General features: G+C 68.3%; 23 protein-coding genes. 7 read left to right on the top strand and 16 right to left on the bottom strand.

The annotated features are described in order from the left end of the window. Nucleotides 1–74: 74 nt before the first annotated feature. Complete coding sequence (locus J2T23_RS04825) at nt 75–737, top strand: DUF1684 domain-containing protein (protein ID WP_141160098.1); 663 nt, start codon at nt 75–77, stop codon at nt 735–737. A gap of 25 nt (nt 738–762) precedes the next feature. Continuing rightward, nucleotides 763–1,251 carry a GtrA family protein gene (locus J2T23_RS04820; protein WP_307357651.1) on the top strand — a complete coding sequence of 163 codons (489 nt, stop codon included), beginning with the start codon at nt 763–765 and terminating at the stop codon, nt 1,249–1,251. 35 nt (nt 1,252–1,286) lie between these two features. Here the strand turns inward: J2T23_RS04820 and J2T23_RS04815 are convergent, their stop codons facing one another. The 5 genes from J2T23_RS04815 to J2T23_RS04795 are packed head-to-tail and all read right to left on the bottom strand — an operon-like array spanning nt 1,287 to nt 7,052. Next, nucleotides 1,287–2,453, bottom strand: a complete 1,167-nt coding sequence (locus J2T23_RS04815; RefSeq protein ID WP_141183383.1) for a cysteine desulfurase family protein — start codon at nt 2,451–2,453, stop codon at nt 1,287–1,289. A gap of 7 nt (nt 2,454–2,460) precedes the next feature. Beyond that, complete coding sequence (gene nadC, locus J2T23_RS04810; RefSeq protein ID WP_307357649.1) at nt 2,461–3,378, bottom strand: carboxylating nicotinate-nucleotide diphosphorylase; 918 nt, start codon at nt 3,376–3,378, stop codon at nt 2,461–2,463. Then, on the bottom strand, nt 3,371–5,041 hold the full coding sequence (gene nadB / locus J2T23_RS04805; protein WP_141181802.1) for an L-aspartate oxidase: 1,671 nt from the start codon (nt 5,039–5,041) through the stop codon (nt 3,371–3,373). Before nadB ends, nadC begins: the two co-directional genes overlap by 8 nt. Continuing rightward, nucleotides 5,041–6,345 carry a quinolinate synthase NadA gene (nadA, locus tag J2T23_RS04800; protein ID WP_141160094.1) on the bottom strand — a complete coding sequence of 435 codons (1,305 nt, stop codon included), beginning with the start codon at nt 6,343–6,345 and terminating at the stop codon, nt 5,041–5,043. Before nadA ends, nadB begins: the two co-directional genes overlap by 1 nt. Next, nucleotides 6,342–7,052 (bottom strand): NUDIX hydrolase, encoded by a 711-nt coding sequence (locus J2T23_RS04795; protein WP_370871392.1) that lies wholly within the window; start codon nt 7,050–7,052, stop codon nt 6,342–6,344. The genes nadA and J2T23_RS04795 overlap by 4 nt, the downstream gene beginning before the upstream one ends. A gap of 301 nt (nt 7,053–7,353) precedes the next feature. Here J2T23_RS04795 and J2T23_RS04790 point away from each other — a divergent pair, with 301 nt between their 5' ends. Continuing rightward, complete coding sequence (locus tag J2T23_RS04790; RefSeq protein ID WP_141181804.1) at nt 7,354–8,751, top strand: amino acid permease; 1,398 nt, start codon at nt 7,354–7,356, stop codon at nt 8,749–8,751. Between the two features lie 81 nt (nt 8,752–8,832). After that, nucleotides 8,833–9,660 (top strand): alpha/beta fold hydrolase, encoded by an 828-nt coding sequence (locus tag J2T23_RS04785; protein WP_307357645.1) that lies wholly within the window; start codon nt 8,833–8,835, stop codon nt 9,658–9,660. Between the two features lie 144 nt (nt 9,661–9,804). Here the strand turns inward: J2T23_RS04785 and J2T23_RS04780 are convergent, their stop codons facing one another. Further along, nucleotides 9,805–11,139: an MFS transporter gene (locus J2T23_RS04780; protein WP_141160090.1), complete on the bottom strand. Its 1,335-nt coding sequence runs from the start codon at nt 11,137–11,139 to the stop codon at nt 9,805–9,807. Between the two features lie 220 nt (nt 11,140–11,359). Here J2T23_RS04780 and J2T23_RS04775 point away from each other — a divergent pair, with 220 nt between their 5' ends. After that, on the top strand, nt 11,360–12,094 hold the full coding sequence (locus J2T23_RS04775; protein ID WP_141181805.1) for an IclR family transcriptional regulator: 735 nt from the start codon (nt 11,360–11,362) through the stop codon (nt 12,092–12,094). Nucleotides 12,095–12,131: 37 nt separating this feature from the next. On the opposite strand, the gene J2T23_RS04770 is transcribed toward J2T23_RS04775, so the two are convergent. From J2T23_RS04770 to J2T23_RS04755, 4 genes are all read right to left on the bottom strand, one after another. Next, nucleotides 12,132–13,457: an MFS transporter gene (locus J2T23_RS04770; RefSeq protein ID WP_370871391.1), complete on the bottom strand. Its 1,326-nt coding sequence runs from the start codon at nt 13,455–13,457 to the stop codon at nt 12,132–12,134. A gap of 94 nt (nt 13,458–13,551) precedes the next feature. Beyond that, a complete protein-coding gene (locus tag J2T23_RS04765) occupies nt 13,552–16,638 on the bottom strand; it encodes an AAA family ATPase (RefSeq protein WP_307357642.1) in 3,087 nt (1,028 codons plus the stop codon). After that, nucleotides 16,635–17,813 carry an exonuclease SbcCD subunit D gene (locus J2T23_RS04760; RefSeq protein WP_307357640.1) on the bottom strand — a complete coding sequence of 393 codons (1,179 nt, stop codon included), beginning with the start codon at nt 17,811–17,813 and terminating at the stop codon, nt 16,635–16,637. Before J2T23_RS04760 ends, J2T23_RS04765 begins: the two co-directional genes overlap by 4 nt. Nucleotides 17,814–17,869: 56 nt before the next feature. After that, nucleotides 17,870–18,799 (bottom strand): MIP/aquaporin family protein, encoded by a 930-nt coding sequence (locus J2T23_RS04755; protein ID WP_307357639.1) that lies wholly within the window; start codon nt 18,797–18,799, stop codon nt 17,870–17,872. Nucleotides 18,800–18,999: 200 nt separating this feature from the next. Between J2T23_RS04755 and J2T23_RS04750 the strand changes: the two genes are divergently transcribed. Beyond that, nucleotides 19,000–20,085 carry an ADP-ribosylglycohydrolase family protein gene (locus tag J2T23_RS04750; protein WP_307357637.1) on the top strand — a complete coding sequence of 362 codons (1,086 nt, stop codon included), beginning with the start codon at nt 19,000–19,002 and terminating at the stop codon, nt 20,083–20,085. Here the strand turns inward: J2T23_RS04750 and J2T23_RS04745 are convergent. Together J2T23_RS04745 and J2T23_RS04740 are read right to left on the bottom strand one after the other, a co-directional pair. After that, nucleotides 20,066–20,545 (bottom strand): DUF4395 domain-containing protein, encoded by a 480-nt coding sequence (locus J2T23_RS04745; protein WP_141160084.1) that lies wholly within the window; start codon nt 20,543–20,545, stop codon nt 20,066–20,068. The two genes, J2T23_RS04750 and J2T23_RS04745, sit on opposite strands and share 20 nt — an antisense overlap. 79 nt (nt 20,546–20,624) lie before the next feature. Then, a complete protein-coding gene (locus tag J2T23_RS04740) occupies nt 20,625–21,683 on the bottom strand; it encodes a 3'-5' exonuclease (protein WP_307357635.1) in 1,059 nt (352 codons plus the stop codon). 82 nt (nt 21,684–21,765) lie between these two features. Between J2T23_RS04740 and J2T23_RS04735 the strand changes: the two genes are divergently transcribed. Beyond that, nucleotides 21,766–22,560, top strand: a complete 795-nt coding sequence (locus tag J2T23_RS04735) for a DedA family protein (protein ID WP_307357633.1) — start codon at nt 21,766–21,768, stop codon at nt 22,558–22,560. Nucleotides 22,561–22,646: 86 nt separating this feature from the next. Here J2T23_RS04735 and rdgB read toward each other — a convergent pair whose 3' ends face one another. From rdgB to murI, 4 genes are all read right to left on the bottom strand, one after another. Further along, nucleotides 22,647–23,294: an RdgB/HAM1 family non-canonical purine NTP pyrophosphatase gene (gene rdgB / locus J2T23_RS04730; RefSeq protein WP_307357631.1), complete on the bottom strand. Its 648-nt coding sequence runs from the start codon at nt 23,292–23,294 to the stop codon at nt 22,647–22,649. Next, a complete protein-coding gene (gene rph / locus J2T23_RS04725; RefSeq protein WP_141181812.1) occupies nt 23,291–24,049 on the bottom strand; it encodes a ribonuclease PH in 759 nt (252 codons plus the stop codon). Before rph ends, rdgB begins: the two co-directional genes overlap by 4 nt. Before the next feature lie 69 nt (nt 24,050–24,118). After that, nucleotides 24,119–24,916: an MBL fold metallo-hydrolase gene (locus J2T23_RS04720; RefSeq protein ID WP_141160080.1), complete on the bottom strand. Its 798-nt coding sequence runs from the start codon at nt 24,914–24,916 to the stop codon at nt 24,119–24,121. After that, complete coding sequence (murI, locus tag J2T23_RS04715; RefSeq protein WP_141160079.1) at nt 24,913–25,941, bottom strand: glutamate racemase; 1,029 nt, start codon at nt 25,939–25,941, stop codon at nt 24,913–24,915. The genes J2T23_RS04720 and murI overlap by 4 nt, the downstream gene beginning before the upstream one ends. Nucleotides 25,942–26,011: the final 70 nt, after the last annotated feature.

Here is a 26,011-nt window from a genome sequence, read left to right as displayed (position 1 = left end):
GCCGGCCGCGGTGCGGGCCCGGGCGTGTCGCCGTCGGGCATCTGCCACTCCGGGCTGGGACTAGGCTGGAGGTTATGTCGCAAGAGCAGCACGGCGCAGCCGAAGAGAACCCCGCGGACATTTCGGCCCTGGACATCGTCGATTGGCGGCTGCGGACCTTTGCGCTTTACGACAACGTCCGCCGGATCTCCGCGGATAACCCGTCCGAGGCCCACTCTTACTGGCGCCACCAGCGGGACCTGATGTTCGCCACTCATCCGGCTTCGGCGCTGACCGCAGCGGACAAGGCCCGCTTTTCCGGCCTGAAGACCGCGGACTATGACCCCATCTACCGGTTCCACGTCCCGCTCACCAAGGAAGGCGCGGGCCGGGAGCTGAGCGTGGACACCGGGACGGACGGGGTGGTGAACCTCGTGCGGCTTGGCACCTTCGACCTTCCCGAGATGGGCCAGCTGGGGGTGTGGAAAATCCACGGCTACGGGGGCGGAATCTTCGTTCCGTTCCGCGATGCCACGGCGGGCCAGCCGGGGGGCAGCTACGGGGCTGGGCGCTACCTGCTGGACACGATCAAGGGCGCATTCCAAGGGGTCCAGGGGTCCGGGCCGGATGCCATGTTCGTCCTGGACTTCAATTTCGCCTACAACCCCTCCTGCGCCTATAACGAGGCATGGGCCTGTCCGCTGCCCGGGCCATCCAACCGGCTTGCAGTGGACATCCCCGTGGGCGAGCTGTATTAATGCCGGCCGTTACCGGTAATACCGCGTGAGGGAAGGCCTGTCCGCTCCCGCCGTCACGGAAACAGCGTCCCGGCGATTTCCCGCCACCAAGCACTACCGTGGTGTGCTGCGCTTTCCGGTCATCCGGCAGTTGCTGCGTTTTTCCGGCGTCGGGGTCATCTGCACCGCGGCGTCCCTGGGGCTTTACGCGCTGCTGCGCCCGTGGCTCGGCGCCCAGCTGGCCAACGCCGTGGCACTGGTCCTGACGTCGCTGCTGAACACCGCACTGAACCGCCGGCTGACGTTCAAGATCACCGGCGAACAGCGCCGTTTCCGCGACCACCTCAACGGCGTCGTGGTGATTGCCGTGGCCTTGGTGATTACCGGCAGCAGCCTCGGAGTGCTGCACTGGTTCAACCCGGACGCCAGCGTGGGTGACGAACTGGTCGCCACCACGCTCTCCGGTTTCCTGGCCACCGCGGTGCGCTTCAGCATGCTGCGGCACTGGATCTTCCGCAGGGCACGGCACCGCTAGGGCACCGGACCTGGGGACTCCGGACGGAGGGAGGGCTACCGGCCCTGGCCGGCGCCCAGGTTCCTGATGCCGGCGACAGCCGCCTGGACGGCAGCTGCGGCGGCGTCGAGGTCCTCCCGCGTGACGGCAGCGTCGAAGCTGAAGCGGACCGCCGTCTGGGCCACCTCGGCCGGAACACCCATGGCTGTGAGCACGGCCGACGGCGCGTCTGAGCCGGCGGCGCACGCCGAGCCGCTGGAGCAGACCACGCCGCGGCGTTCGAGCTCCAGAAGCACCGATTCGCCGCTGGTTCCGGGGAAGCAAAACGAGGCCACTGACGGCAGCCGTTCGGACGGGTGCCCGGTGAGGACGGCGTCCGGCACTCCTGCCAGCACGGCAGCAATGAACCGGTCCCGCAGCGCGGCAACCCTCGCCTGCTCCCCTGCCTGGCGGTCCCGGGCAAGCGTGAGGGCGGTGGCCAGTCCCACCGCGCCGGCAACGTTTTCGGTCCCGGACCGGCGGCCCCGCTCCTGGCCGCCGCCATGGATGACCGGTTCCAGGCGCGTACGGCTCCGGACAAACAGCAGGCCGCAGCCCTTGGGCGCCCCCAGCTTGTGCCCCGAGATGCTCATCGCATCCACGCCCAGCGGGCGGGTGTCGAGCGGCAGCCAGCCGGCGGCCTGGACGGCGTCGGTGTGGAACGGGATGCCGTGGGCGCGGGCCGCGTCGGCCAGAGCGGCGATGGGCTGGATGGTGCCTACCTCGTTGTTGGCGTACATGATGCTCACCAGCGCCGTTTCCGGGCGAAGCGCCCCGGCGAGTGCTTCGGGCGTCACCCGCCCGGTTGAATCCACGGGCACCACGTCAACGGAGAAGCCGTGGAAGCGTTCCAGGTACCGGGCGGATTCCTCCACTGCCGGGTGTTCGACGGCGCTGATCACCACCCGGTCCAGCAGCGGGTTTGCGGCCTGCCGGGCCAAGGCTACGCCTTTGACGGCGAGGTTGTCCGCTTCGGTTCCGCCGGAGGTGAACACCACTTCTCCGGGCCGGCAGCCAAGGACGTCTGCTACCGTCCTCCGCGCCTGTGCCAGGGCCGCAGCCGCCGCTTCACCGAGGGTGTGGTGGCTGGAGGGGTTGCCGAAGCCACCGGTGAGGTAGGGCCACATGGCGTCCAGCACTTCACGGCGGACCGGGGTGGTGGCGGCGGCGTCAAGGAAGATCATGGCAGGGTCACCGGGCGGCCAGTTCGACGTCAAGGCCCAGATCCAGCGCGGCCACGGAGTGGGTGAGTGCGCCCACGGAGATGACGTCCACACCGGTGGCCGCAATGGCCGCGACCGTTCCGGAGTTCACGTTCCCGCTTGCCTCCACCCGGGCCCGGCCGGCGACGAGGGCCACCCCGGCCTTGAGTTCGTCGATGCTGAAGTTGTCCAGCATGATGGTGTCCACGCCGGCTGCCAGCACGGGTTCGATCTGGTCCATGCGGTCCACTTCGACTTCGAAGTGGGTGGTGTGTCCCAGCTGCGCCTTGGCGGCCAGAAGGAGGGCCGTGAGCTTGGCCGGGTCCCCGCCTGTCATCACGGCGAGGTGGTTGTCCTTGGCCAGCACGGCATCGGAGAGGCTGTACCGGTGGTTTGCACCGCCGCCGCATCGGACTGCGAACCGTTCCAGGATGCGCAGGCCGGGGATGGTCTTGCGCGTATCCGTGATGCGGGCCCGGGTACCTTCGGCGAGCCGCACGAATTCGGCGGTCTTCGTGGCGATGGCGGACATCCGCTGGACCAGGTTCAGCGCCACGCGTTCCGCCAGCAGCACCGAGCGGGCGGTGCCGGTGACCCGCGCGAGGTGCGTGCCGGCGTCGAACGTTTCCCCATCCGCCACCAGCAGATCCACCTGCGTAGCGGGGTCCACCAGCTGCATGGCGTCGCGGAAGACGGTGGCTCCGCTCAGGACGCCCGCCACGCGGGCGTTCAGGACGGCGGTGGCGCGGGCGCCGGCGGGGATGAGCAGCTGCGAGGTGATGTCGCCGGAAGGGGCGTCCTCGGCGAAGGCCCGCTCCAGGATGTCCCTGACGGGGGCGGGCGGCAGGGTCAGGTCCAACGCGGGGCGCAGGGGCTTTGCCTGGTCGATCACGGCGGGGTCAGTCATGGAGCAGGCTCGCTTTCGGGCGGTGGGAAGACAGGTGGGCAGTTTCGACGGGTTCATCGCTGCGGTAATGCGCCCCCAGGGATTCGGTCCGGTTCAGGGCGGCGCTGACCAGCAGCTGCGCGGCCAACAGGAGGTTCCGGTCCTCGCAGGCAACAGGGTCAGCAGCGCCTTCCAGATCAGGACGGACGACGGCGGCCCACCGGTCAAGAGTGGAAGCAGCCTCAGCCAACAATTCCCCGGACCGCAGGACCCCGGCGTGCGAGGTCATGAGGCGGCGAAGAGCGTCCCGGGAGAAGGCAGTATCCAGACCCCCATCTCCACCGAAGCTGGACAGCCGACTCCCGCGGGTTATGTCCAGTCCGTCCGTCGCGCCGTCAGGCGAGCCCCAAGCAGGAGTACCTAAGAGGAAGTCTTCAACAGCGCGGCGGCCGAAGACGAGTCCCTCAAGGAGGGAATTGCTGGCCAGCCGGTTAGCCCCTTGGACACCGGTGCACGCAACCTCGCCGGCCGCGTAGAGGCCGGGGACGCTGGTGCGGGCGTTGAGGTCCGTGGTTACCCCGCCCATCCAGTAGTGCGCAGCCGGGGCAACGGGGACCAGTTCGCGGGTCCAGTCGATGCCGGCGTCGAGGGTTTTGCGCGTGAGGGTGGGAAACCTCTGGTGAAGGAAACCCTTGCCACGGGCCCGCTCAAGGCCCCGGGCGTCGAGGTAGACGTGCCCGGTGGGATCACCCAGCTTGGCCAGGTGGAGGGCGATGCTGCGGGAGACCACGTCCCGTGGCGCCAGTTCGGCATCGGGATGGTAGGCCTGCATGAAGCGGCGTCCGCCGGAGTCCAGCAGGACGGCGCCTTCGCCGCGGACGGCTTCGGAGATCAGCAGTGGTCCGTCCAGCCGGGCCGGATGTGCTGTGGCGGAGCTGACCAGGCAGGTGGGGTGGAACTGGAAGAACTCAAGGTCTGCCACTGCCGCTCCGGCGCGGACGGCGAGCGCGAGTCCGTCGGCGGTGGCAACGGCGGGGTTGGTGGTCTGGGAAAACAGTTGGCCTGCTCCCCCGGTGGCGAGCAGGACGGCATCCGCGTCCAGCTGCGCTGGCCGGCCGTCCTGGAGGTACCTGACTCCGGCCACCTGCCCGTCCCGGGCCACCAGGGCGGTGACCAGGGTGTGCGTGAGGATGGTGAGCTTTCCCGCGTCCCTGCGGGAAAGGACGGCCTGGATCAGCGCGCCGGCGACGCGGGCACCCGTGGCGTCTCCTCCTGCGTGCAGGATCCGCGGGGCACTGTGGGCTGCTTCGAGCCCAAGGGCCGGGCCGCCGGCGTCGTACGTGGCCCCAGCCGTTCCCTCCCCGGCCTGCCCCCCATCGAAGGCAACGCCGTAGCGCTGCAGGCCGGCGATGTCCCGCCGCGCCTCCGTGCACATCAGCCGGACCGCGGCCTCGTTGCAGTGCCCGGCCCCGGCACGCAGGGTGTCGGCGATGTGCGCGTCAACGGTATCTCCCGGGGCAGGTTCGGCGAGGACGGCGGAGATGCCGCCCTGCGCGTACCAGGTGTTGCTCTGGTCCAGCGCGCCTTTGGTCAGCAGCACCACGTCCGCGCCGGCATCGGTGGCAAGCAGGGCAGCGTAAAGGCCCGCGATGCCGCTTCCGACGACGGCCAGCCGGCGCGCCATTACGGCCTCGCGGCGAGCATGCGCTCGAGCGCCGTCCTGGCGTTGGCCTGCACGTTGTGGTCCACAGTGATGCGGTTGACCACGCGGCCGGCCACCAGTTCCTCCAGGACCCAGGCGAGGTAGCCGGGGTGGATGCGGTACATGGTGGAGCAGGGGCAGATCACCGGGTCCAGGCAGAAGATGGTGTGCTGCGGGTACTCGGCGGCAAGCCGGTTGACCATATTGATTTCCGTACCGATGGCGAACGTGGTGGGCCCGGTGGCGGCGGCGATGGCCTTCTTGATGAAGTCGGTGGAGCCGGCGGAATCCGCTGCATCCACCACCTCCATGGGGCATTCGGGGTGCACGATGACCTGCACGCCGGGGAAGTCGGCCCGGGCCTTTTCGATCTGCGCCACGCTGAAGCGTTTGTGGACGGAGCAGAACCCGTGCCAGAGGATCACGCGGGAGTCCAGGAGCGCCTGCTGGTCATTGCCGCCCAGGTCCTTCCGCGGGTTCCACATGGGCATCTGGTCCAGGGACACGCCCAGGGCCTTGGCCGTGTTGCGTCCCAGGTGCTGGTCGGGGAAGAACAGGACCCGCTGGCCGCGCTGGAACGCCCACTCCAGGACCGTCCTGGCATTCGAGGAGGTGCAGACGATGCCGCCGTGTTCACCGCAGAACGCCTTCAGGGCTGCGGAGGAGTTCATGTAGGTGACGGGAATGACCGGGACCCGGCCCCCGGCGTCAGGCTCGGTGCCGAAGATCTCCTCGAGCTGTTCCCAGCACTCCTCCACGGAATCCGCGTCGGCCATGTCGGCCATGGAGCATCCGGCGGCCAGGTTCGGCAGGATGACTGCCTGCTCCGGGGTGGAAAGGATGTCAGCGGTTTCGGCCATGAAGTGGACGCCGCAGAAGATGATGGCTTCCGCTTCCGGCCTGGTGAGCGCGGCGTTCGCGAGCTGGAAGGAGTCCCCGACGAAGTCTGCGTACTGGATGACCTCGTCGCGCTGGTAGAAATGCCCGAGGATGACGGCGCGGTCGCCCAGGGTTGCCTTGGCCGCCTTGATCCGTTCGCCGAGTTCGGCGTCACTGGCCAGCTTGTACTCATCGGGCAGCTGGCCCTGGCGCGGGGTGGACGCCGGGGCGGGGTCCGCGCTGGAGGCGCCCGGGCCGTAGGCGGGAACACCGGCGAGTGCCTCGGCCAGGTCGTAGTCCCACGGGCCCTTGGCCAGCGCCGGGCTGCAGGTGCCGCCTTTAGCGGCGGCGCCCTTCTCGGCCTGTTCGCGCGTGATCAGCTGGATTGCCGTGTTGACGCTGCTCATGGTGTGCTCCTGTTGTCTGGGTCAAGGCCGGGCCGGCCGGTGTAGCGGTAGAGGCGTGGCGGGCGGTGCTTGCCGCCCTGGAGGTATTCCCCGGTTTCTTCGATTTCCGGAGTCGATTTGAGCTGCCGGCGGAAGTTGGCCGGGTCCAGTTGCCGGTCCAGGACGGCTTCGTAGACTTCGCGGACCTGGGCCAGCGTGAAGTACTCGCCCAGCAGGTGGTAGGCCACCGAGCCGTAGGCCAGCTTGTTCCGCAGGCGTCCCAGGGCGTAGTCCACGATTGCGTTGTGGTCGAAGGCGAGCTCGCCCAGGCGGTCGGCCCGGAACCACCTCACGTTTTCGGATTCGTCGGCGAGCGCAGCTTCCGTGGGCTGGACCAGCGCCCAGTAGACGATCGACACCACCCGCTGGGTGGGTGAGCGGTGCAGGCCGCCGAAGGCATACAGCTGTTCCAGGTAGCGGGGCGCGAGGCCGGTGGTCTCCTGCAGGTTCCTGGCCGCGGCGCTTTGGAGCGACTCGTCGTGGCGGAGGGGTCCGCCGGGCAGGGCCCACAGTCCCTTAAAGGGCTCCCGGATGCGGCGTACCAGGGGAAGCCACAACGTGGGCCGGCCTGAGGACTCGCTGGGCCGGAGTGCGAAGATCACCGTGGAAATGGCCAGCGACGGCGGCGCCGCCTGGCGCTCGGAGACGTTCGCCGAACTGTAGTACACCCGGTTCACCGCCTTCCGTCACCGTCGACCGCCCCCCGGGCGCCCTCTTCGCTTAGTTATGGTCATCTTGACCAAAACTAATTCTAAGACCCCGCACACCCGAAATGGAAATATTTCTGCCGCCTCCGCCTGGTGCCACGGGCGGCGCGAAAGGAAACGGTTTTGCCGGCGTTCCACCCCCTTCCTTCCTGCCGTCGTTTCCGGGCACGTTCCGGAGGCGGTAAATTCAAAAGGTCCCACGAGGACCCCGGCCCCCAGCGGGCCGCCCCACCCACCAGCCCCCAGAAGGTGCATTGCCCCCATGACGACGAAGTCTGGCCGGACCACGTCCGCCGCCATCCCCACGAACGCCGCAGCCGGCCACAGCATGAAGCCGCGCCAGCTCACCATGATGGGGTTGGGCAGCGCCATCGGCGCAGGGCTGTTCCTGGGGTCCGGCGCCGGTGTCCAGGCAGCTGGACCTGCGGTACTCGTCTCGTATCTCGTAGCCGGAACACTGATCATCCTGGTGATGTGGGCCCTGGGCGAGATGGCCGCTGCCAACCCGGCCAGCGGCGCTTTCTCGGTATACGCCGAGCGGGCCCTGGGCCGGACGGCGGGGGCCACCATCGGATGGCTGTGGTGGCTGCAGCTGGTGGTGGTCATTGCCGCTGAGGCCCTGGGCGCCGCGGGACTGCTGTTCTCCGTCTGGCCCGTGGTGCCGGTCTGGGCGCTGACACTGCTTTTCATGGTGGTCTTTACCGGCATCAATCTGGCCGGCGTCCGCAATTTCGGTGAGTTCGAGTTCTGGTTCGCCATCCTCAAAGTTGCCGTCATCGTCCTGTTCCTGGCCGTCGGCGCCGCCCTGCTCCTGGGCCTGCTGCCCGGCGTCGAATCCCCCGGCGCGGCAAACCTCACGGGCAACTTTGCCCCGCAGGGCCTTGGTGGTGTCGCGGCAGCCCTGTTCGTGGTGATTTTCGCATTCGGCGGCACGGAAATCGTCTCGGTGGCAGCAGCTGAAACCGAGGACCCCCAACGCAGTGTCGGCAAAGCCATCCGGACCGTGGTGTGGCGCATCCTGGTGTTCTACATTGGCTCCGTTTTCGTCATTGCCGCCGTCCTGCCGGCCACGTCCAAAGGCCTCGCCTCGCCCTTCGCCGGCGTACTGGACGCTGCCAGGATCCCCGGCGCCTCGACCGCCATCACCCTCGTGGCCGTCGTCGCACTCCTCTCGGCGCTGAACGCGAACCTCTACGGCGCATCGCGCATGGTGTATTCGCTCTCGCAACGGGGGGAGGCGCCCCGGGTCCTCACCCGGCTCAACAGTGCCGGCGTGCCGCTGCTCGCCGTTGCCGTCTCGGTGGCGTTCGGCTTCATCGCCACCGTCCTGGAGCTCCTGTTCCCGGAACGGATCCTGCCTGCCCTCTTCCAGCTGGTGGGATCCACGTGCCTGGTGGTGTGGGGCAGCGCGCTGGTCTCCCAGCTGATCCTGCGCCGGCAGGCGGACCGCGACGGCACACCGCTTCCCCTGCGGATGAAGGGCTTCCCCGGCCTGACCATCACGGGCCTGGTCCTTCTGGGACTCATTTTCGCCGTCGGCTTCAGCGCCGAGGACAGCCGCGTCCAGCTCTTCAGCACCTTCGCCCTGATCGCCGGCATCGCGCTGGCCTGTGCCGCCGGGGCCCGTTTGGCCGGCCGTAACCGGTTGGCCAACAGGTAGAGTGGCGGGTACCTTTCAAAGGAAGACGCACCGACGCGCCGGGCCCGCCCAGGCGCTGTACCTGATTGGGGAACTGACACGATGAGCGGCAGGCACACCGGACAGCAGCAGGGGCATACCGTTGAAGGGACCGACCCGCAGCTGTACGTCGCGGTCCATGAACCCGCCTCCGACGCCGGACTGCGGCCGGTCCTGCTGCTTCACGGCTTTTCCTCATCCTCCAAGCTCAACTGGGAGGACACCGGCTGGGTGTCGGCCCTGCTTGAGGCCGGCCGCAGGATCATCACCGTCGACCTGCCGGGCCACGGCCGCAGCGGCGCGCCGGAGGACCGCGATTCCTACTCCCCCAGCAAAATCAGGGCGGACCTGCTCCAGGCAGTTTTCGACGCCGGCGCGCGCCCCCTGCATGACGGTGATCCTTCCAGCGGGCTGGACGTGGTGGGTTATTCGCTGGGCTCCCGGCTCGCCTGGGAATTCGCCGCAACCCAGCCCGAGCTGGTGCACCGGCTGGTGCTTGGCGGACCCAACGATTCGGATCCGCTCGCCGCGTTCGACCTCCGGGCCGCCCAGGACTACCTGGCAGACGGAACGCCCATCAGTGACGAGTCCACTGCCCAGCTGCTCAGAATGGCCCTGCTCCTGCCGAGCAACAACATCTTCGCGCTGCTGTCACTGGTGGAGGCCATCAAGGCTGAACCGTACGACCCCGCCGAAGCAGTCCCCCATGTTCCGATGCTGCTGGTGGTCGGCGACAAGGACGAGCGGGCCCACACCCTGCCCAGGCTTGCCGAACTGGCCCGCAGCGCCGGGTCCATGGCGGAGCAACTGGTCCTGCCCGGCCGGAACCATACCAATGCCATCACCAGCCGGGCATTCAAGCAGGCCGCCATTTCGTTCCTGGCGGTCTAGGCTTCACGGACGTCCCGGGCAGCCCGGATCGATTTGGGCCCAGGGTCAGAACTGCCCCGCACGCACCAGCAGCCCGGACCTCGCGGTCCGGGCTGCTGGTGTTGTGGGTCCGCGCCCGGCCAGGACGCGGACGGGACCGTGGGATCAGTGGTGGCTGCTGACGCCGAGCGGGCGGCCCTTCGTCTCCTTCGCCAGCACCACACCGACGGCGGAAATCACGCAAAGGACCATGATGTAAATGCCGATCGAGCCGGTCCATTTGGTGGACTGGAGCAGGGATTCGGCGATGGTCGCTGCGAAGGCACCACCCAGGATGGCGCCGAAGGCGTATCCGATGGAGATGCCGGAGTACCGCACTTCAGCCGGGAACATCTCTGCGTACATGGCGGACATGGGTCCGTAGGACAGGCCCAGGCCGATCGTCAGGACGAACAGGGCGACGCCGTAGAGCATGATGTCCTTGGTATCGATCAGGGCAAACATCGGGATCATCCAGGCGAAGACGATGGCGTAGCCGATCAGGAACGTCTTGACTCGGCCAATGCGGTCGGACAGCCAGCCGCCCACCAGGGTGAAGATCAGCCAGCCGAAGGACGCCAGCGTGGTGGCCAGGAGGATCTGCGGCGTGGGCATCTTCAGGGTCTTGGTGGCGTAGGAGATGAAGAACGCAATCAGCAGGTAGCCTGCCGCATTGTTTCCGATGAAGATCAGCGTGGAGTACAGGACCGGAAGCTTGTGGTTCCTGACCAGCTCACCCAGCGGCGCCTTGCTCTCCTTCTTCCGCTGGGCCATCTCCTGGAACACCGGGCTTTCGGCAACGGCGCGGCGGATGAGGTAGCCCACCACGATCAGGACGATGGACAGCAGGAACGGCACACGCCAGCCCCAGGCCGCGAAGTCTTCCTTGGACATGCCGGTGTTGAGGAAGAACAGCAGGCCGGTGGCAAGGATCATGCCGACGGGCACGCCGATCTGCGGGTAGGCGCCGAAGAGTCCGCGGCGGTTTACCGGTGCGTGCTCGACGGCCATCAGGGCAGCGCCGCCCCATTCACCACCGGCCGAGAAGCCCTGGATAACCCGCAGCAGGATCAGCAGTACCGGGGCCCATGCACCGATCTGCGCGTACGTGGGCAGCATGCCGATGAGTGCAGTGGCCGCGCCCATCATCACCAGGGTGAAGACCAGCATTGCCTTCCGCCCCAGGCGGTCGCCCAGGTGCCCGGCGATGACTGCGCCGAGGGGGCGGAACAGGAAGCTGATGCCAATGAGGGCAAAGGAAAGGATCTGCGCCAGGCCCGGGTTGGACTCGTTCAGCGGTGCCAGGAACAGCGGTGACAGCAGCGTTGCGGTCAGCTGGGCAAAGATGAAGAAGTCGTACCATTCGATGGTGGTGCCGACGAGGGTTCCGGCGAGGACCTTGCGTTCCTCACGCCGGGTGCTGGGACCGGCGAGTGTATCCACCTTGGAAGGTGTGGTCATTGAAACTCCATTGTTTATCGGGCAGCGGGGCTGCCCGTACGCCTTCAGGATTACCGACAGAACGGTCAGTTAGTTAGTAGGGTACTACGGAAATTGTGATACGGGACACGGTGTGGTCGATTTTTGCGGTGAACGGCGAACCAGCGGTTCAGTTCGATATTTGAACTGAACGTTCCATAAAGGACACAGCAAACAGGTCCGCGGATCTAGGATGGACTCCATGACTCCCACCGCAGCCGCAGCCCCGGCAGGACCGGCGGTCCAGGCTTCGCCCTCCCAGACTCTCTCGCGCGGCATTCGCGCCCTTGAGATCATGGCAGCTGCGCCCGGTCCCATGACCATCGCGGAACTCGCCGACGCCATGGGCGTCCACCGTTCAGTGGCGTACCGGATCCTGCGAACTCTTGAAGACCATTCGCTGCTGGTGCGCGACGACGCCGGGCGGGTCCAGCCCGGGCCCGGCCTGGCCGTCCTGGCACGGGGAGTCTCACGCAACCTGCAGAGCGCCGCCTTGCCGGAGCTCACCCAGCTGGCAAACTCACTGGACATGACAGCGTTCATCGCGGTTTGGGACCACCACGACTGCATCACCCTCGTCACTGTCGAGCCCAGGCACTCGGGGGCAACCGTCGCGCAGCACCCCGGCACCCGCCACCCCATCAACGCCGGCGCACCCGGCATTGCCATCCAGTCCGCCCTTTCGGAGGAGGAGTGGGACAGGCTTTCGACAGGGACGCCCTACCGTCCGGAAGCAGCGGAGGCACGGCGGAAGGGCTACTCGGCCAGCCATGACGAAGTGATCGCCGGCGTCTCGTCGCTGGCAGCACCCATCCGCGTCCCCGGAGGGCGTCCGGCCGCACTGGCGGTGGTCTATATCCGGTCCGCCCATGATCCGGAAACCGTGGGCGCAGCCATCGCGGAGAGCGCGGCCAGGATCGAGCGCCAGCTGGCGTAACGGCGCGAAATTCTCCGCGGCCACCGCGCGGAACGGGTCAGGTCCGCCGGCGAAGGACGACGGCGGTTCCCGCGCCGAGCAGCGCCAGGGCCACCGCTGCGCACAGCGGGACAAGGAATGCGCCGGCTGCCCCGTGGAGTTGGGCCAGCTGTCCCCCTACGGAGGAGCCGACGGCGGTCCCGGCAACGATGCCGCTGGCCAGGGCAGTCATCACTGTGCCAAGCCTGCCGGCCGGTGCCACCTTCCCGCCAACGGCGAAAACGGTGACCATGACCGGTCCCACCGGGAGGCCAAGGACCAGCAGGACCAGCGCCATCATGGGCAGCGACGACGGTACCAGCAGCAGGACCGCCAGTCCCGCCATCAGGACGGCACAGGACACCCATCGCAGCCCCAGGCCTGCCCGGCGCGGCCAGTAAGCAACCGACAGGGCCGCCGCCGCGGAACTGAGGCCCATGACGGCATACGGCAGGCCCGCGATTTCAGGTCCGGCAAGCCCGGCGGAGAAGGCGCTCAACGCAGCCTGGGTGGATCCAAAAAAGGTGCCCATGCAGGCCATGGCGAGGACCGGCAGGGCCACGGCGGCCGGTAGCTTCGCCGCAGGCACGTGCTTGCCGCCTGCCGGGCCCCGGCGGGCCGGCACGGACCGGTGGGTGGGATGCACAGCGAAGACGGGCACTAGGGTGATGGTCATGGCCGCCGCCAAAACCAACGGAAGCCAGGGCGACACGAAGCTGGCCAGGATTCCCACCAGCGCCGGCCCAAGGACAAAAGTCACCTCATCCGCGGTGCTCTCGTAGGACAGCGCCGTGTCAAGGTCGCGGGCGGCAGCATTTGGCGGCGCCGTTGGACCTCCCGCATTGGCAGTGAGCGCCATCCACCTGACCCGGGCCAGGGGCCCCACTTGGGGGCAGGTGGCACCGGCCGCGAAGGCGGCGGCGAGGACCGGCGGCGCGAACCCGTCCAGGACCGCAGCGCTGCCGGCGGCAAAGACCAGGGCAAGCACGGCCACTGTATTGAGAACTGCCGCCAGCAAAAGGACCGGCCGCTGTCCCTTCCGGTCGGCAAGGGATCCCAGCACCGGTGCCCCCAGGGCGGAGCCGATGCCCACAGCGCCCGCAGCCGTGCCCCCGGCGGCAAAGGAGCCGCTGGCGGACGTGACCAGGGTGAGGGTGCCCACGGCCAGCATGGCCAGCGGAAGCCGGGCAAAGAGGCCCAAAGGCAGGAAACCTGCACCGGCAAGTTGCGGAAGTCGCGAAAAGCGGCCGCGCTTTGGCGCTTCCGGCGCATCGGGGGTTTCCTGGCGTGGGGAGGCCTGGACAGGGACGGTACCGGTGGGTGGCGGGGTAATGTGTGGTGTCACTTCTGGGCTCGTTCAATACGTGCGCATCGTCCCTCCTCCCGATGCGCGCAACCCGGTAACACCGACAAGTATATCGGCCCCGGTCAGGGGACGGTCAGAGAAGTGCGTCCAGGCTTTCGGAGATCCGCAGCGTGGAGCCGTTCCGGTTCTTGACTACCTGCAGCTGGGTGCTGATCCGCTGCTTCATCTCGGCGACGTGGCTGACCAGTCCCACCACCCTACCGCCGTCGCGAAGCCCTTCAAGGGCATCCATGACCTGCTCCAGGGATTGGTCGTCCAGACTGCCGAAGCCCTCGTCAACGAACAGGGTTTCGATTTCCACGCCTCCGGATTCCTGCTGGACCACGTCTGCAAGGCCCAGGGCCAGCGAGAGCGAGGCCATGAAGGACTCGCCTCCGGACAGCGTGGAGGTGTCCCGGCGGAAGCCCGTCCACTGGTCCACCACTTCCAGGCCCAGCCCCGACTTTGCTCCACGGGCGGCCTTGGCATCTGTGTGCTGGAGCAGGTACCGGCCGTCGCTCATGGCCACCAGGCGTTCGGATGCGGCCAGGGCCACCTGTTCCAGCCGCGCGGCCAGGACATAACTGTTCAGGCTCATGCGGTACGTGTTCTCGCCCCGGCCGGCTGCGGCGTCGGCCAACCCGGCAAGCATCCGGGCCCGCTCCGCCGGCTCGCGTGACGAACCGTCCAGCGCTTCATAATCCGCTGCAATGGCCTTCAACGAATCCAGGCAGCGTGCGGCCAGGCCGGCGGCCAGGTCAGCCTCCCGCGCCCGGTCCCGGGCAGCCGCAGCGTCCAGGCGCAGCGAGGCCAGCCGTTCCTCGTCCGGGATGAAGCCGGCTGCCGCTTCCTCCTGCGCGAGCATGATGTCATCTGACTCGAACAGCCCGGCCACGCGGGCAGCTTCATCCTGGGCGGCACGGATGGCGGCCTCAACGGCTGCCAGGTCAGCGGCATCAAGGAGCTGGCTGCGGACCTCGTCAGCAGTGGCAAAACCGGCACCGGGCAGTGCCTGTTCCAAGGCGTCCTGCGCTTCGGCGGCCTGCAGCCGCGCGTGATCCAGGCGCACCTGCGCTTCGACCGCTTTATCCAGGACCGCCACCGCATCCTCAAGTTCCCGCAGCCGGGTGCCCAGGCTTCGGTGGTTGCCCCGGAGGCCTGAAAGAGCAGTGTCCAGTGCGGCAACCTGTTCGGCCAGATTGGCAAGGGCCGCGGTGGCCTGGGACATCTCGGCTTCCGTTTCGGACAGTGTGGCCCGGGCCTGGCTGAGGCTGTCATCCACAACCTCCAGCCGCTGCCGCCTGTCCTGCAGCTGCTCGGCCGCCTGCTCGGCATCCACTGCCGCAGCGAGTGCATCAGCTGCACCCGAGCGTGCAGCGTCCATCGGAGTGGTGCCGCCCTGGCCGGCGAGGACAGCCACTGCTTGCCCGGCCTCGGCCAGATCAGCGGCAACCCGGGCGTTGGCAGCCTCCGCGGCCTCGTACACGCCGTGGGCCTGTTCCTCCTCCTGGGCCAGGGACGGCCCTCCGGTTCCCGCATCTGCCGGCCCGGGGTGGTCTCCACTTCCGCAGACAGGGCACGGTTCCCCGGCAACCAGCCCGGCAGCCAGTTCGGATGCGGCGTTCGCCAGCCGCTCTTCCCGCAGGTCCAGCCAGCGGCGTTTGGCCTCCAGGAGCTTCTCCCGGGAATCGTCATGGCGGCTCTTGGCGAGATCCCTGCGCTGGGCCGCTTCCCCGTACCGGCTGACCACGTCCAGCAGCTCCGCCGCAGCGGCCGCCTCCTTGCGCCGCAAAGAGACCTCCACAGCGCGCGCTTCCAGCTGGTCCAGGCCCTCCAACAGCTGTTCCCGTTCGGCCACCAGGTGCTTGGCGCGCTGGCCCAGTGTCTCCGCGGCGAGCTCCAGCCCACCCAGCCGGCCGGTTAAGCCATGGTGCCGCTTCCGCAGCTCCTTGAGCCTTTCTTCGTCAGGCAGTCGTGCCTCGACGACGGCCAGCAGCGAACGCAGGCGGCCCAGTTCCTCCACAGCCCCGGGCAAGCTGTCCGAGCCATCCCGTGGGGAACCCAAGGTCGACTGTGGACTCCCTAATGTTCCGGCGCCGAGCTGGGCCAACTCGCCGCCGTCCCCGGCGGCGAGCCGCAGCAGGGTCACGGCCGATTCGGCGGCCGCGGCGGCGCCGCGGACCTTCCCGGCAGCAGCGTCGACCGCCAGCAGCTGCCCCTGGAGAACCTCTGCCTGCCGGTGCCTCACCAGCCGGGAAGAATGCTCCTCCTGCACTGCGGCCCCGTCCTCCACGGCCTTTTTCCGGGCGGCAGCTGCGGCGAGTTTCCGGTGCCGTTCGTGGCGCGCGGCCTCCGTTTCCGCCTCTGCGCGGCGGCCCTGGTTGACCTCCTCGGCGGCCGCAGCCTGCCCCGCGAGCTCGTTCCGGCGCAGGGCGGCAGCAGCCTGCAGCCAGGCCAGGCGGCGGGGAATATCGTCTGTTGGCGGCGCTCCCTCGCCGGGAAGGTTGAGGGGGGCGGCCTCGGTTTCGGCGCGCGAGGCAAGGAGGGCGAGTTGCCCTGACAGGACCGCCACGTCCTCCCTGGCGGCAGCAGCCTGCCGGGACAGCTCCTGTTCCAGGGCTTCAAACCTCTGGGTGCCGAAAAGCTTCTGCAACAGGTCCAGCCGGTCAGCAGCCTTTGAGCGCAGGAAAGCGGCGAAATCACCCTGCGGCAGCATCACCACCCGGGTGAACTGTTCACGGTCCATGCCCAGCAGGGCCATGATCTCCGCGCCCGCTTCATCGTTGCGGGCGGACTTCTCCACCCAGTCCCCACCCACGCGCTCCCGAAGCAGTGTCTTGGCCTGCTGGACCGTGAAGCCGTTCTTCCCGCGGGCGCTCGGCTTCTCCCAGGCCGGGGAGCGCGTCACCTCGAAGCGGCGGCCCTGCGCGGAGAACTCACACGTGACGGCGGGTTCCTGCCCGGGCTCCGCATGGTCGCTGCGCAACCGCTTCCCGTCCTGCCGGGCACCGGGTACAGACCCGTAGAGCGCAAAGCAGATGGCATCCAGGACGCTGGTCTTGCCGGCCCCGGTGGGCCCGTTCAGCAGGAACAGTCCGTGCGCGCTCAGGCGGTCAAAGTCGATGTCCTCGGTCCCGGCGAAGGGCCCAAACGCGGAAATCCGCAGCTTATGGATCCTCACCGCGACACCTCCGAGAGCCTGACGTTTTCCAGCGCGGCCGCGAGCGCAGCCCTTTCGGCGGGATCGGCGTCCCGTCCCCGCACGTGGTCCAGGAACCCGCAGCAGACGGCCAGGTCATCCGGTGCGCCGGCGAGCCTGCTGCTGTAGCTTGCCTCGGCAGGGGCAGCGGCGCCCTGCGGATCGAAGGCCAGGACCAGGGTATCCGGGAACCTGGCGCGCAGCCGTTCCATGGCGCGTGCGGGACGCTGGCCATCGGTCAGGGTGACCTGGCAATAGGCGGTTTCCGCCCATGCATGGGCGGGATCCGCCAGCAGCTCCTCCAGCGGTCCGCGGAGTACGGCGAGTGGGCGCGGCGCCTCCCAGAGGACTTCCGCCACCGACGCCACGCCTTCCGGACCAACATCCACCAGCCAGGCACCCTTTTGGTGGGCGGCCTCGGAGAAGGAATACGCCAGTGGCGATCCGGAGTACCTGACGGATTCGGACAGCTTTTGCCGGCCGTGCAGGTGGCCCAGCGCGGTGTAGCTGAAACCGTCGAAGAGGTCCAGGGGAACAGCTCCCACTCCGCCGATGCTGAGGTCACGCTCGCTGTCCGAACTGATGCCGCCGCTGGCGAAAGTGTGCGCCAGGACCACCGAGTGGACGGTGGCGGAGGCGGCGCGCCGGGCAATGTCCGCCCGGACCAGGCCTGTTGCGGCGCGGGTGACCTCGAAGTGGCTTGCCGTGTCCACGCCCAGTTGGTCGGCCACCATCCTGGGTTCGAGCCAAGGGATGCCGTACAGCGCCAAGGTGGCGTCTTCGCCTGCAGCGTCCGTTCCCAGCGGGATCAGCAGCGGCTGGTCGAGGTCCTCCACCCTGGTGCGCAGGTGCACTCCCCCGCGTTCCAGCAGGCGGGACGCGAACCCCAGGCGGATGGCGGAATCGTGATTGCCGCTGGTGAGGACCACCTGCGCGCCTGCGGCGGTGAGCCGGACCAGTGCGTCATCGAGGAGATGCACAACGTCCACGCCGGGAAGTGCGCGGTCGTAGACGTCGCCCGCGATCAGGACGATGTCCACGCTTTCCCGCTCAACCGCCGCCACCAACTGGTCCACGAAGGAGCGCTGGGCTTCGAGCATCCCAACGCCGTGGAAGGAACGGCCCAGGTGCCAGTCCGAGGTGTGAAGTAACCGCATGATCCTAAGTTATCGGCAGCCACTGACAGTGCAGAAAACGCCGCGGCAAAAGGCGCTCAGGACTTTTTTCCGTCGAAGAACTCCTGGACCTCGCTGACGCCGCGGGCTTTCTCCTCGCGGGCAGCCCCGGCAGGGACAGGCTCAGTCACGGCAGCCGCGTCGGCATCATCATCGTCGTCGTCAGCGTAGGTGCCCTCCCCGGCAGTCTCCACGTCCACAACGGGCGCAGGGGAACCGGTCACGTCGCCGATCCGGAACACCAGCCCCGCGATGGCAGCACCAGCCAGCGGCGCCACCAGGAAGACCCACAACTGCTCCACAGCCCAGCCGGAACTGAAGACGGCGGAAGCAACGGCACGGGCAGGGTTGAACGGCAGGTTTCCCACCGCCTGGCCCACCTGCAGCAGTGCCGCAAAGGACAGGCCGACGGCGACGGGCGCCACCGTGCGGGCACCCCCTTCACGGCCGGCGGCTCCCAGGAAAACAGCCACGATGATGGCGGCACCCAGCAGCTCGAGGAGGACGACGGCCGCGAGGGGGGCCTGGATGATGGAGTGCTCACCGAAGCCCGCGGCAACGGTGTCGAAAGCCGTGCGGCTGTCCGGGATGCTGGGCAGTGTGCGCAGGATGCCGAACAGGGCCAGGGCGCCCACCAGGGCTCCGACGAGCTGGGCGGCAGCGTAGGCGGCGGCCGCACCGGCCCGGATCCGGCCGGCCAGAAGGTGCCCCAGGGTGATGGCCGGGTTGAAGTGACCGCCGGAGATATGCCCGAAGGCCAGCATGGCGGCGGTGACGGCGAGGCCTGCCGCCAGGGCTGAGGGGACCGGGCTGGACTGCGGAATGCTGAACAGGGGCACGCCCAGGCCGGCCACTGCCAGGAAGAGGCTTCCAAACGCCTCGGCCGCCAGGCGGGGCAGCAGGCCGGTGGGCGCGGAAACAGTGCCGCCGGGCTGCAGTGCGTCGCGGGCTGGGACAGGGGTGCTCATGGTGGGGACCTTTGCTTGTTGGGGGTCTGGGTTCGGGCTGTTTTTGTGGTTCCGGTGCTGCTGCGGGCATCCGTGCCGGCGCGGGGCAACCCGAGCAGTATCCCAGCCGCGGCTGTGCGTTTGCTGGACAGCAGATGTCCGGGTGGGGGTAGCCCCGCGTGGAGCGCAGGACCACGTGGCCAGGACGGTAAATTTACCCCATGAGCTTTGACCACGATGTCCCCGCACCAACCCTTCCGTCCCGCATCCGCGGTTCCCTGCTGGGCGGAGCCCTGGGCGACGCGCTGGGGTACGCCGTGCAATGCGATTCCATTGCCGGGATACGGGAGCGGTTCGGGGCGCGGGGCCTCACCGGGTTCGAGGACCTGGCGGGCCCCGGGCATTTCTCTGATGACACGCAGCTGACCCTGTACACGGTGGATGGGCTGGTGGAGGCGCTGGAGTGGGCCAACTCCGGCGTGGGCGCGGACGTGAACGCCTGCGTTTGGCTGGCCTACCTGCGCTGGCTTGCCGCCCAGGGTGAGGATGCAGGACCCTCCGCGCCGGCACCCCAGCCGCGCTGGATCGACGGCAATGGGGTGCTCAGGCAGCGCAGGCGTCCCGACAAGGACTGCCTCAGCGGTCTGGCCACCGGTGAGATGGGAACCGCCATGCGCCCGGTGAACCCCGACGCCAGGGGCACCGGCACGGTGATGCGTTCGGCTCCGTTCGGGCTGGTTCCACACATCACGCCCGACGCCGTCTATAAGCTAAGTGCCGACGCCGCCGCCCTGACGCACGGGCATCCTGCCGCCCGGCAGGGTTCGGGCATCTTCAGCCTCCTGATCCACCGGTTGGTGTCCGGTGAGGCCCTGCGGGACGCCGCTGCCGGTGTTACCGCGCACGCCGGCACCGTTGTGAACGTTGCCCCGGAACTGCCGGAGCGCCTTGCGGCCGCCCTGCGGCTCGCGGAGAAGGGACTCGTCGGCCCCGAGGAACTGCAACGCGAGCTCGGCGGGGGCCGGACAGCGGAGGAAGCACTCGCCGTCGCGCTGTATTCCGTCATCGCCACTGCCCCGGCCGACGGGGCGGACACGCAGCCCGTTGAGCATTTCCGGCACGCCATGCTGGTGGCCGTGAACCACAGCGGCGCCAGCGACACCACGGGGGCGCTCGCGGGAAACATCCTGGGAGCCCTTTACGGGGAGGCCTGCCTGCCCGCCACCTGGCTTGAAGCCCTGGAAGCGGCGGAGGTCATCCGCCGAATGGCCGATCAGTTGGTGAAGGTTACGACCGGCGAAGGCTGATGTTGTTGCAGGCCTCGCAGACGTCCTCCGGGATCACGCCACGGCGCTGCAAAAACCCGAAGATGGTGCACCCCAGGCAGAATCCCGCGAAGGCTTCAAGCGACGCAGCTATCACCAGGATGCCCAGGAGCGTCCAGGCTGCCGGCGCCGCACCGGCGGCGAAGAGGAGCAGGGCACCGGTGGACACTGCCGCACCGATTCCCTGGGCGAAACGTTTGGGCGGCCCGGCAACCAGCTTTACCTTTCCGAGCCGGGGCGTGATCACCTTGACCGAAAGCAGTGCCAGGGGTGAAATCCGCGGGCCGAAGAGCAGCCGCAGCCAGAATCCGATGGCGATCGCTGCCAGCCCCCAGCCTGAATTTGCCACAGCGGTGGCGACGGCGAGCAGCACCACGAGCGCTGCCGTGGTGCGGGCGGCGTACTCATTGACGGGGTTGGGGAATTCGAACAGGGAGGCCATCCCGCAAGGGTAGGAGGCAGCCGCAGGAGCAGCCAAGCTTTGTTGCGCCGCATGACCGCGGGCCCCGCCGCAGGATGGGTCAGGCGCCGGCGTCTGTGGCACCGGCCCAGGCTGCCCCGGCGCCGACAGGAAGTCCCCGGGCGTCTTCTGCACCGCCCACCATCTGCAGGAACTCGCCTTCGGACAGCACTTCAATGGCCTGGCCGCGCTCGTGGAGCTCCAGGACACGCCGGGCCTTGCCCGTGAGCCTGCCCGAACGCAGGTCCGAGGCCACGAACCCGTCCCCCACCACCAGGACGGTAGTCCGCGCGGTGACCCGGCTCTCGGTCCGCGCGCCGCACCTGGCCGAGCGAAGTTTGGCGTCCGGACGATTGATGGAGAGCTGCCCGGTGAACACCACGGTCTGGGCGTACAGCGGATGCCCGGGCTCGGCGTCCAGGTTGGGCTCCGGGTTCAGTCCTTCCTCCGGCCAGCCGGACTGGAACGGCCGGACCAGGGCCGCCCCGTTGCCGGAGTTCCCTGCCAGCGCCGTGAGGCTGGCCTTTGACAGGTCGCCGGTAGCGGGGTCGAAGGCCTCCTGCCGCGGCATGGCCAGGCCCAGGGACAGGTAGAGTTCGGCGATGCTGTTGGCACCGTTGCGGGCGGCGATGTCGATGAGGATCCCGGCGCAGGCACGGGCATCTTCCGCGGCGTCGTGGTGGTTAACCAGCGGAACACCTGCTTCCTCGGCGGCAAACGGGAGGGAGTTGGACACGAGCGAGTAGCAGCGCCGGGACAGCATGACGGTGCAGACGTAGTCGTAGGCCGGGCCTGGCAGGCCGGAGACTTCCAGCGCCGAGCGGATCACGCCAAGGTCGAAGGCAGCATTGTGCGCGACGATCACGTCATCGCCGATGAACGCCCCTATTTCGGGAAACAGCTCCCCAAAGCGCGGCGAGCCGGCAACATCAGCCGGTGTGATGCCGTGGATCCTGACGTTGTGGTGGTCGAAGATGTCGTATCCCGCCGGCGGACGCATCAGCCAGGAGGCTTCCGCGACGATCCTGCCGCCTCTCACCTTCGTCAGTCCCACGGAGCACGGGGAGCCCCGGAAGCCGTTGGCCGTTTCGAAGTCGATCGCCGTAAAGTCCAAACCCACGGCCCCTACCTTACCGCCGCGGACCGCCAGCCCCGGGGAGCCCATGCCCGTCAAGTACCCTTGAAAGGTGAACTTCCCTGTGATGAATGAGCTCGCTGTGTCCATGCTGGGCGGTGCGGGACCGGTCCAGCCAAGAATGGCGTCCTTCCTGCCCGATTGGCTGAACCCCCAGGTCTTCCTGGCCGATCCTGCGCTCGCCCCTTGGGTGGTGCTGCTGGTATGCGGAATCATCTTCGCCGAAACCGGCTTGTTGGTCGGTTTCTTCCTGCCGGGCGATTCCATGCTGTTCACCGCCGGCCTGCTGGTCGCCACCGGCACCATCAAGTTCAACATCTGGCTCCTGGCCCTGCTGATCGTGGTTTCCGCCATCATCGGCAACCAGACAGGCTACCTGATCGGTTCCAAAGCGGGCCCTGCGCTCTTCAACAAGCCCGACTCCAAACTGTTCAAACGCGAGAATGTCGAGAGCGCGCACGCGTTCTTTGAGAAGCACGGCGGCAAGGCGCTTATCCTGGCCCGTTTCGTTCCCATCATCCGGACCTTTGTCCCCGTGATCGTCGGCGTGGCGCAGATGAGCAAGCGCAAGTTCTTCATCTACAACGTCGTCGGCGCGGTGCTCTGGGGCGGCGGCGTGACCCTGCTCGGGTTCCTGCTGGGCGACACGGTGCCCTGGGTCCGGGATAACCTGGACATCATCTTCATCGCCATCGTGCTGGTCTCGGTGGTGCCGATCGGCATAGAAATCCTGCGCGGCATGTCAGCGAAGCGCCAGGCGCAGGCCTACGGCACAGACACCGTTGACGAATTCATCGAGGAGCACGAACCGGAGGCGGAGCAGAAGACTCCCCGCAACATCCAGGGCCAGCGGCCGGAGTAGCGGCCCGCCAACGTCCACCACCGCCAAAAAGGTGCGCACCCACGGGGGTGCGCACCTTTTTTGCACAGCCGTCCGGCCGCAGGCTTTTAGCCTGCCGCTTCAAGTGCCGCCACGATGGACGGCAGCAGTGCCCGAAAGGCTTTGCCGCGGTGGCTGATGGCGTTCTTTTCCTCGGCGGACAGCTCGGCGCAGCTACGGTTCTCGCCGGCAGGCCGCAGCACCGGATCGTAGCCAAAGCCGCCGGCGCCCCGCGGTTCACGGAGCAGGACGCCTTCCAGCTGCCCGTACTCCACCACCTCGCGCCCGGGCCCCTCCGCGTCCGCGGGCATGGCAAGGGCGGCGGCGCACACGAACGCGGCACCGCGGTGTTCGTCGGGAACGTCGGACAGCTGGTTCAGCAGCAGTTCGAGGTTGGCGGCGTCATCACCGTGGCGTCCCGCCCAGCGGGCGGAGAAAATGCCGGGGGCCCCACCCATGACGTCCACGGCCAGGCCGGAGTCGTCGGCGATGGCAACCAGTCCGGTGGCGCCGGCCACCGCGCGCGCCTTCAGCAGGGAGTTCTCGGCGAACGTCACGCCGCTCTCGACGACGTCCGGGGCACCCGCCGCGGCGGCGTCCACCACCTGGGTATCGACGTCGAGCCCCGGGACCTGTCCGCGCAGCAGTTCACGGAGTTCGCGCAGCTTGCCCTTGTTGTGCGTTGCCAGCACCAGCCGGGGAGCCGCACCGCTCACAGGGTGTCCGCCAGGGTCTCGCGCTGGATGGCAGCCAGCTGGGCCGTGCCCAGGAGAGCCAGGTCAAGGAGCTGGTTCAGCTCGTCCCGGTCGAACGGGGCACCCTCAGCCGTCCCCTGCACTTCAACGAACTTGCCGGAGCCGGTGACCACCACGTTCATGTCGGTCTCGGCCCGCACGTCCTCCACGTAGGGCAGGTCCAGCATGGGAACCCCGTCGATGATGCCCACGGATACCGCCGCAATCGTGTCGATGAGCGGCTGGGCGTTCTTGGCGATGAGCTTGGTGTCGCGGGCGAACCGGATGGCGTCGGCAAGAGCCACGTAGGCGCCGGTGATGGCTGCGGTCCGGGTCCCGCCGTCGGCCTGGAGGACGTCGCAGTCCAACACGATGGTGTTCTCGCCCAGGGCCTTGGTGTCGATGATGGAGCGCAGCGAACGTCCGATCAGGCGTGAAATCTCGTGCGTGCGGCCCCCGATCTTTCCCTTCACGGATTCCCGGTCCGAACGGGTGTTGGTGGCGCGCGGCAGCATGGCGTACTCGGCCGTGACCCAGCCGCGGCCCTCGCCCTTGAGCCAGCGCGGCACACCGGCGGTCAGCGATGCCGTGCAGAGCACCCTGGTGTTGCCGAATTCGATCAGCGCCGATCCCTCAGCCTGGTTGGACCATCCGCGGGTGATGCTGATGGGCCGGAGCTGGTCGGGGGCACGGCCGTCGGCGCGCACTACGGGCACTGCTGTTGCTTCAGATGTCATGCCTTTAGCTTATCGAGTGCCCGCGCGGCAGGCAGGCGCCATGGACCCAGGCGCCGGGATCCGGCGTCGCTAGATGGTGTAGTGGACGCCCGCCACTGCGACCGCCACGTCGCCGGGAAACACCGGGCGGGCTTCGGCCATCACGGTGGTCTGGGACGTCCACACCGGGATGTGGGTCAGCAGCAGGCGCCGTGCACCGGCGGCCGCTGCCGCCTCGCCGGCACGCTTGCCCGTGAGGTGGACGTCGTTGATGCCGTCGTCGCGGCCCTCTTCGAAGGCCGCCTCGCACAGGAACAGGTCCGCGTCCTTGGCAGCTTCCTCCAGTCCGGCGCAGGAGTCAGTATCACCGGAATAGGTCAGGACGCGGGACACCGGAACGCCGTCCCTGCCGGGCTCCACCACTTCCACACGGAGGGCGTAGGCCTCTTCGATGGGGTGATTCACGGCGAACGGGGTGATGGTGAACGGCCCCACGGTCACGGGTTCGCGTTCTGTCCAGTTGGTGAAATCGAACTCTTCGTGCATACCGGGATCCAGGGGCAGGCCGTAGGCGGTGGCCATCCGGTCTGCCGTGGCGGCGGGGCCCCACACGGGGATCCTGCCCCGGCCCCAGCCACCGGGCTTCCAGCGGATGGCAACATGCAGCCCGCACAGGTCCATGCAGTGGTCCGGATGCAGGTGGGTGAGGAAGATCGCGTCGATGTCCTCCAGGTCGGTGTAGCGCTGGATGGCACCCAAGGCTCCGCTGCCGAGGTCCATCACCACCTTCCAGGTCCGCTCGCCGTCGGTGGCGGTCAAGAGGTAGCACGACGCCGGGGAGCCGGGTCCGGGGAATGAGCCCGTGCATCCCACGATGGTCAGCTTCACTGGGCGGACCCTCCACCGCGGCGCGCCCCGGCGAGCCCGCCGCCCACGAAGTTTGAGATCCTGGGGCGGTTGCGTGCGCTTTGCGCGGCGGCGATCATCTCCGGAGTAATGCGCGCCAGGCTCCCCGTGGGATACTGCGCAGCCACGTGGTCCACGTGGCGGACTGAAAGGACTTCCGGGCCCAGGAACCGGCGGGCGAGCGCCTCGAACTGCCCGGCATCACCGGTGGCTACGAAGTGGTGCTCGGGCGGGGCCTCCGAGGTGCGCTGCAGGTTGTGGGTGGCAAGGGCACGGTAGACGTCTTTGGCGGTCTCCTCGGCGCTGGAGACCAGGGTGACGTCGGCGCCCATGACGTAGGAGATGACGCCGGTCAGCAGCGGGTAGTGGGTGCAGCCCAGCACCACGGTGTCCACCCCGGCGGCCTTCAGCGGCGCGAGGTATTCTTCGGCAACGGCGAGCAGGGCCGGGCCGGTGGTGATGCCGGCTTCCACATAGCTGACGAACTCCGGGCACGCCACGGAGGTGATGTCCAGGTCGGGCGCTGCGGCGAAGGTGTCCTCGTAGGCGCGGGACCCGATGGTCGCGGACGTGCCGATCACGCCCACCTTTCCGGTGCGGGTGGCAGCGACGGCGCGGCGGACCGCGGGCTGGATCACCTCGATGACGGGGATGCCGTACTTGGCCGTGTACCGTTCACGGGCGTCCCGCAGGACAGCGGCCGACGCCGAGTTGCAGGCGATGGTGAGCAGCTTGACTCCGGAGTCCACGAGTTCGTCCATCACGCCCAGGGCGTTCGCACGCACCTCGGCGATGGGCAGGGGCCCATACGGGCCGTGGGCTGTGTCTCCCACGTAGAGGATCGATTCGTTGGGAAGCTGGTCGATGATGGAGCGGGCCACGGTGAGTCCCCCCACACCGGAGTCGAAGACACCGATGGGCCGGGCTTCCGGGGCGGCCGCCGGCACGTCGCTTGCGGCCGCGGGCTGTGTTTCCGCCGACGGTTCCGCGCTCGAGGCTGTTGTCATGGTTATTCGAGGATAGGTGGTCCCGGAAGCGTCAGTCATCATCTTGTGTCCAGCGACTCGTGTCTCCTGT

The sequence above is a fragment of the Pseudarthrobacter niigatensis genome, assembly GCF_030812615.1.
Taxonomy (GTDB): Bacteria; Actinomycetota; Actinomycetes; order Actinomycetales; family Micrococcaceae; genus Arthrobacter; species Arthrobacter niigatensis.
This window is presented reverse-complemented; position numbering and strand designations above follow the sequence as displayed.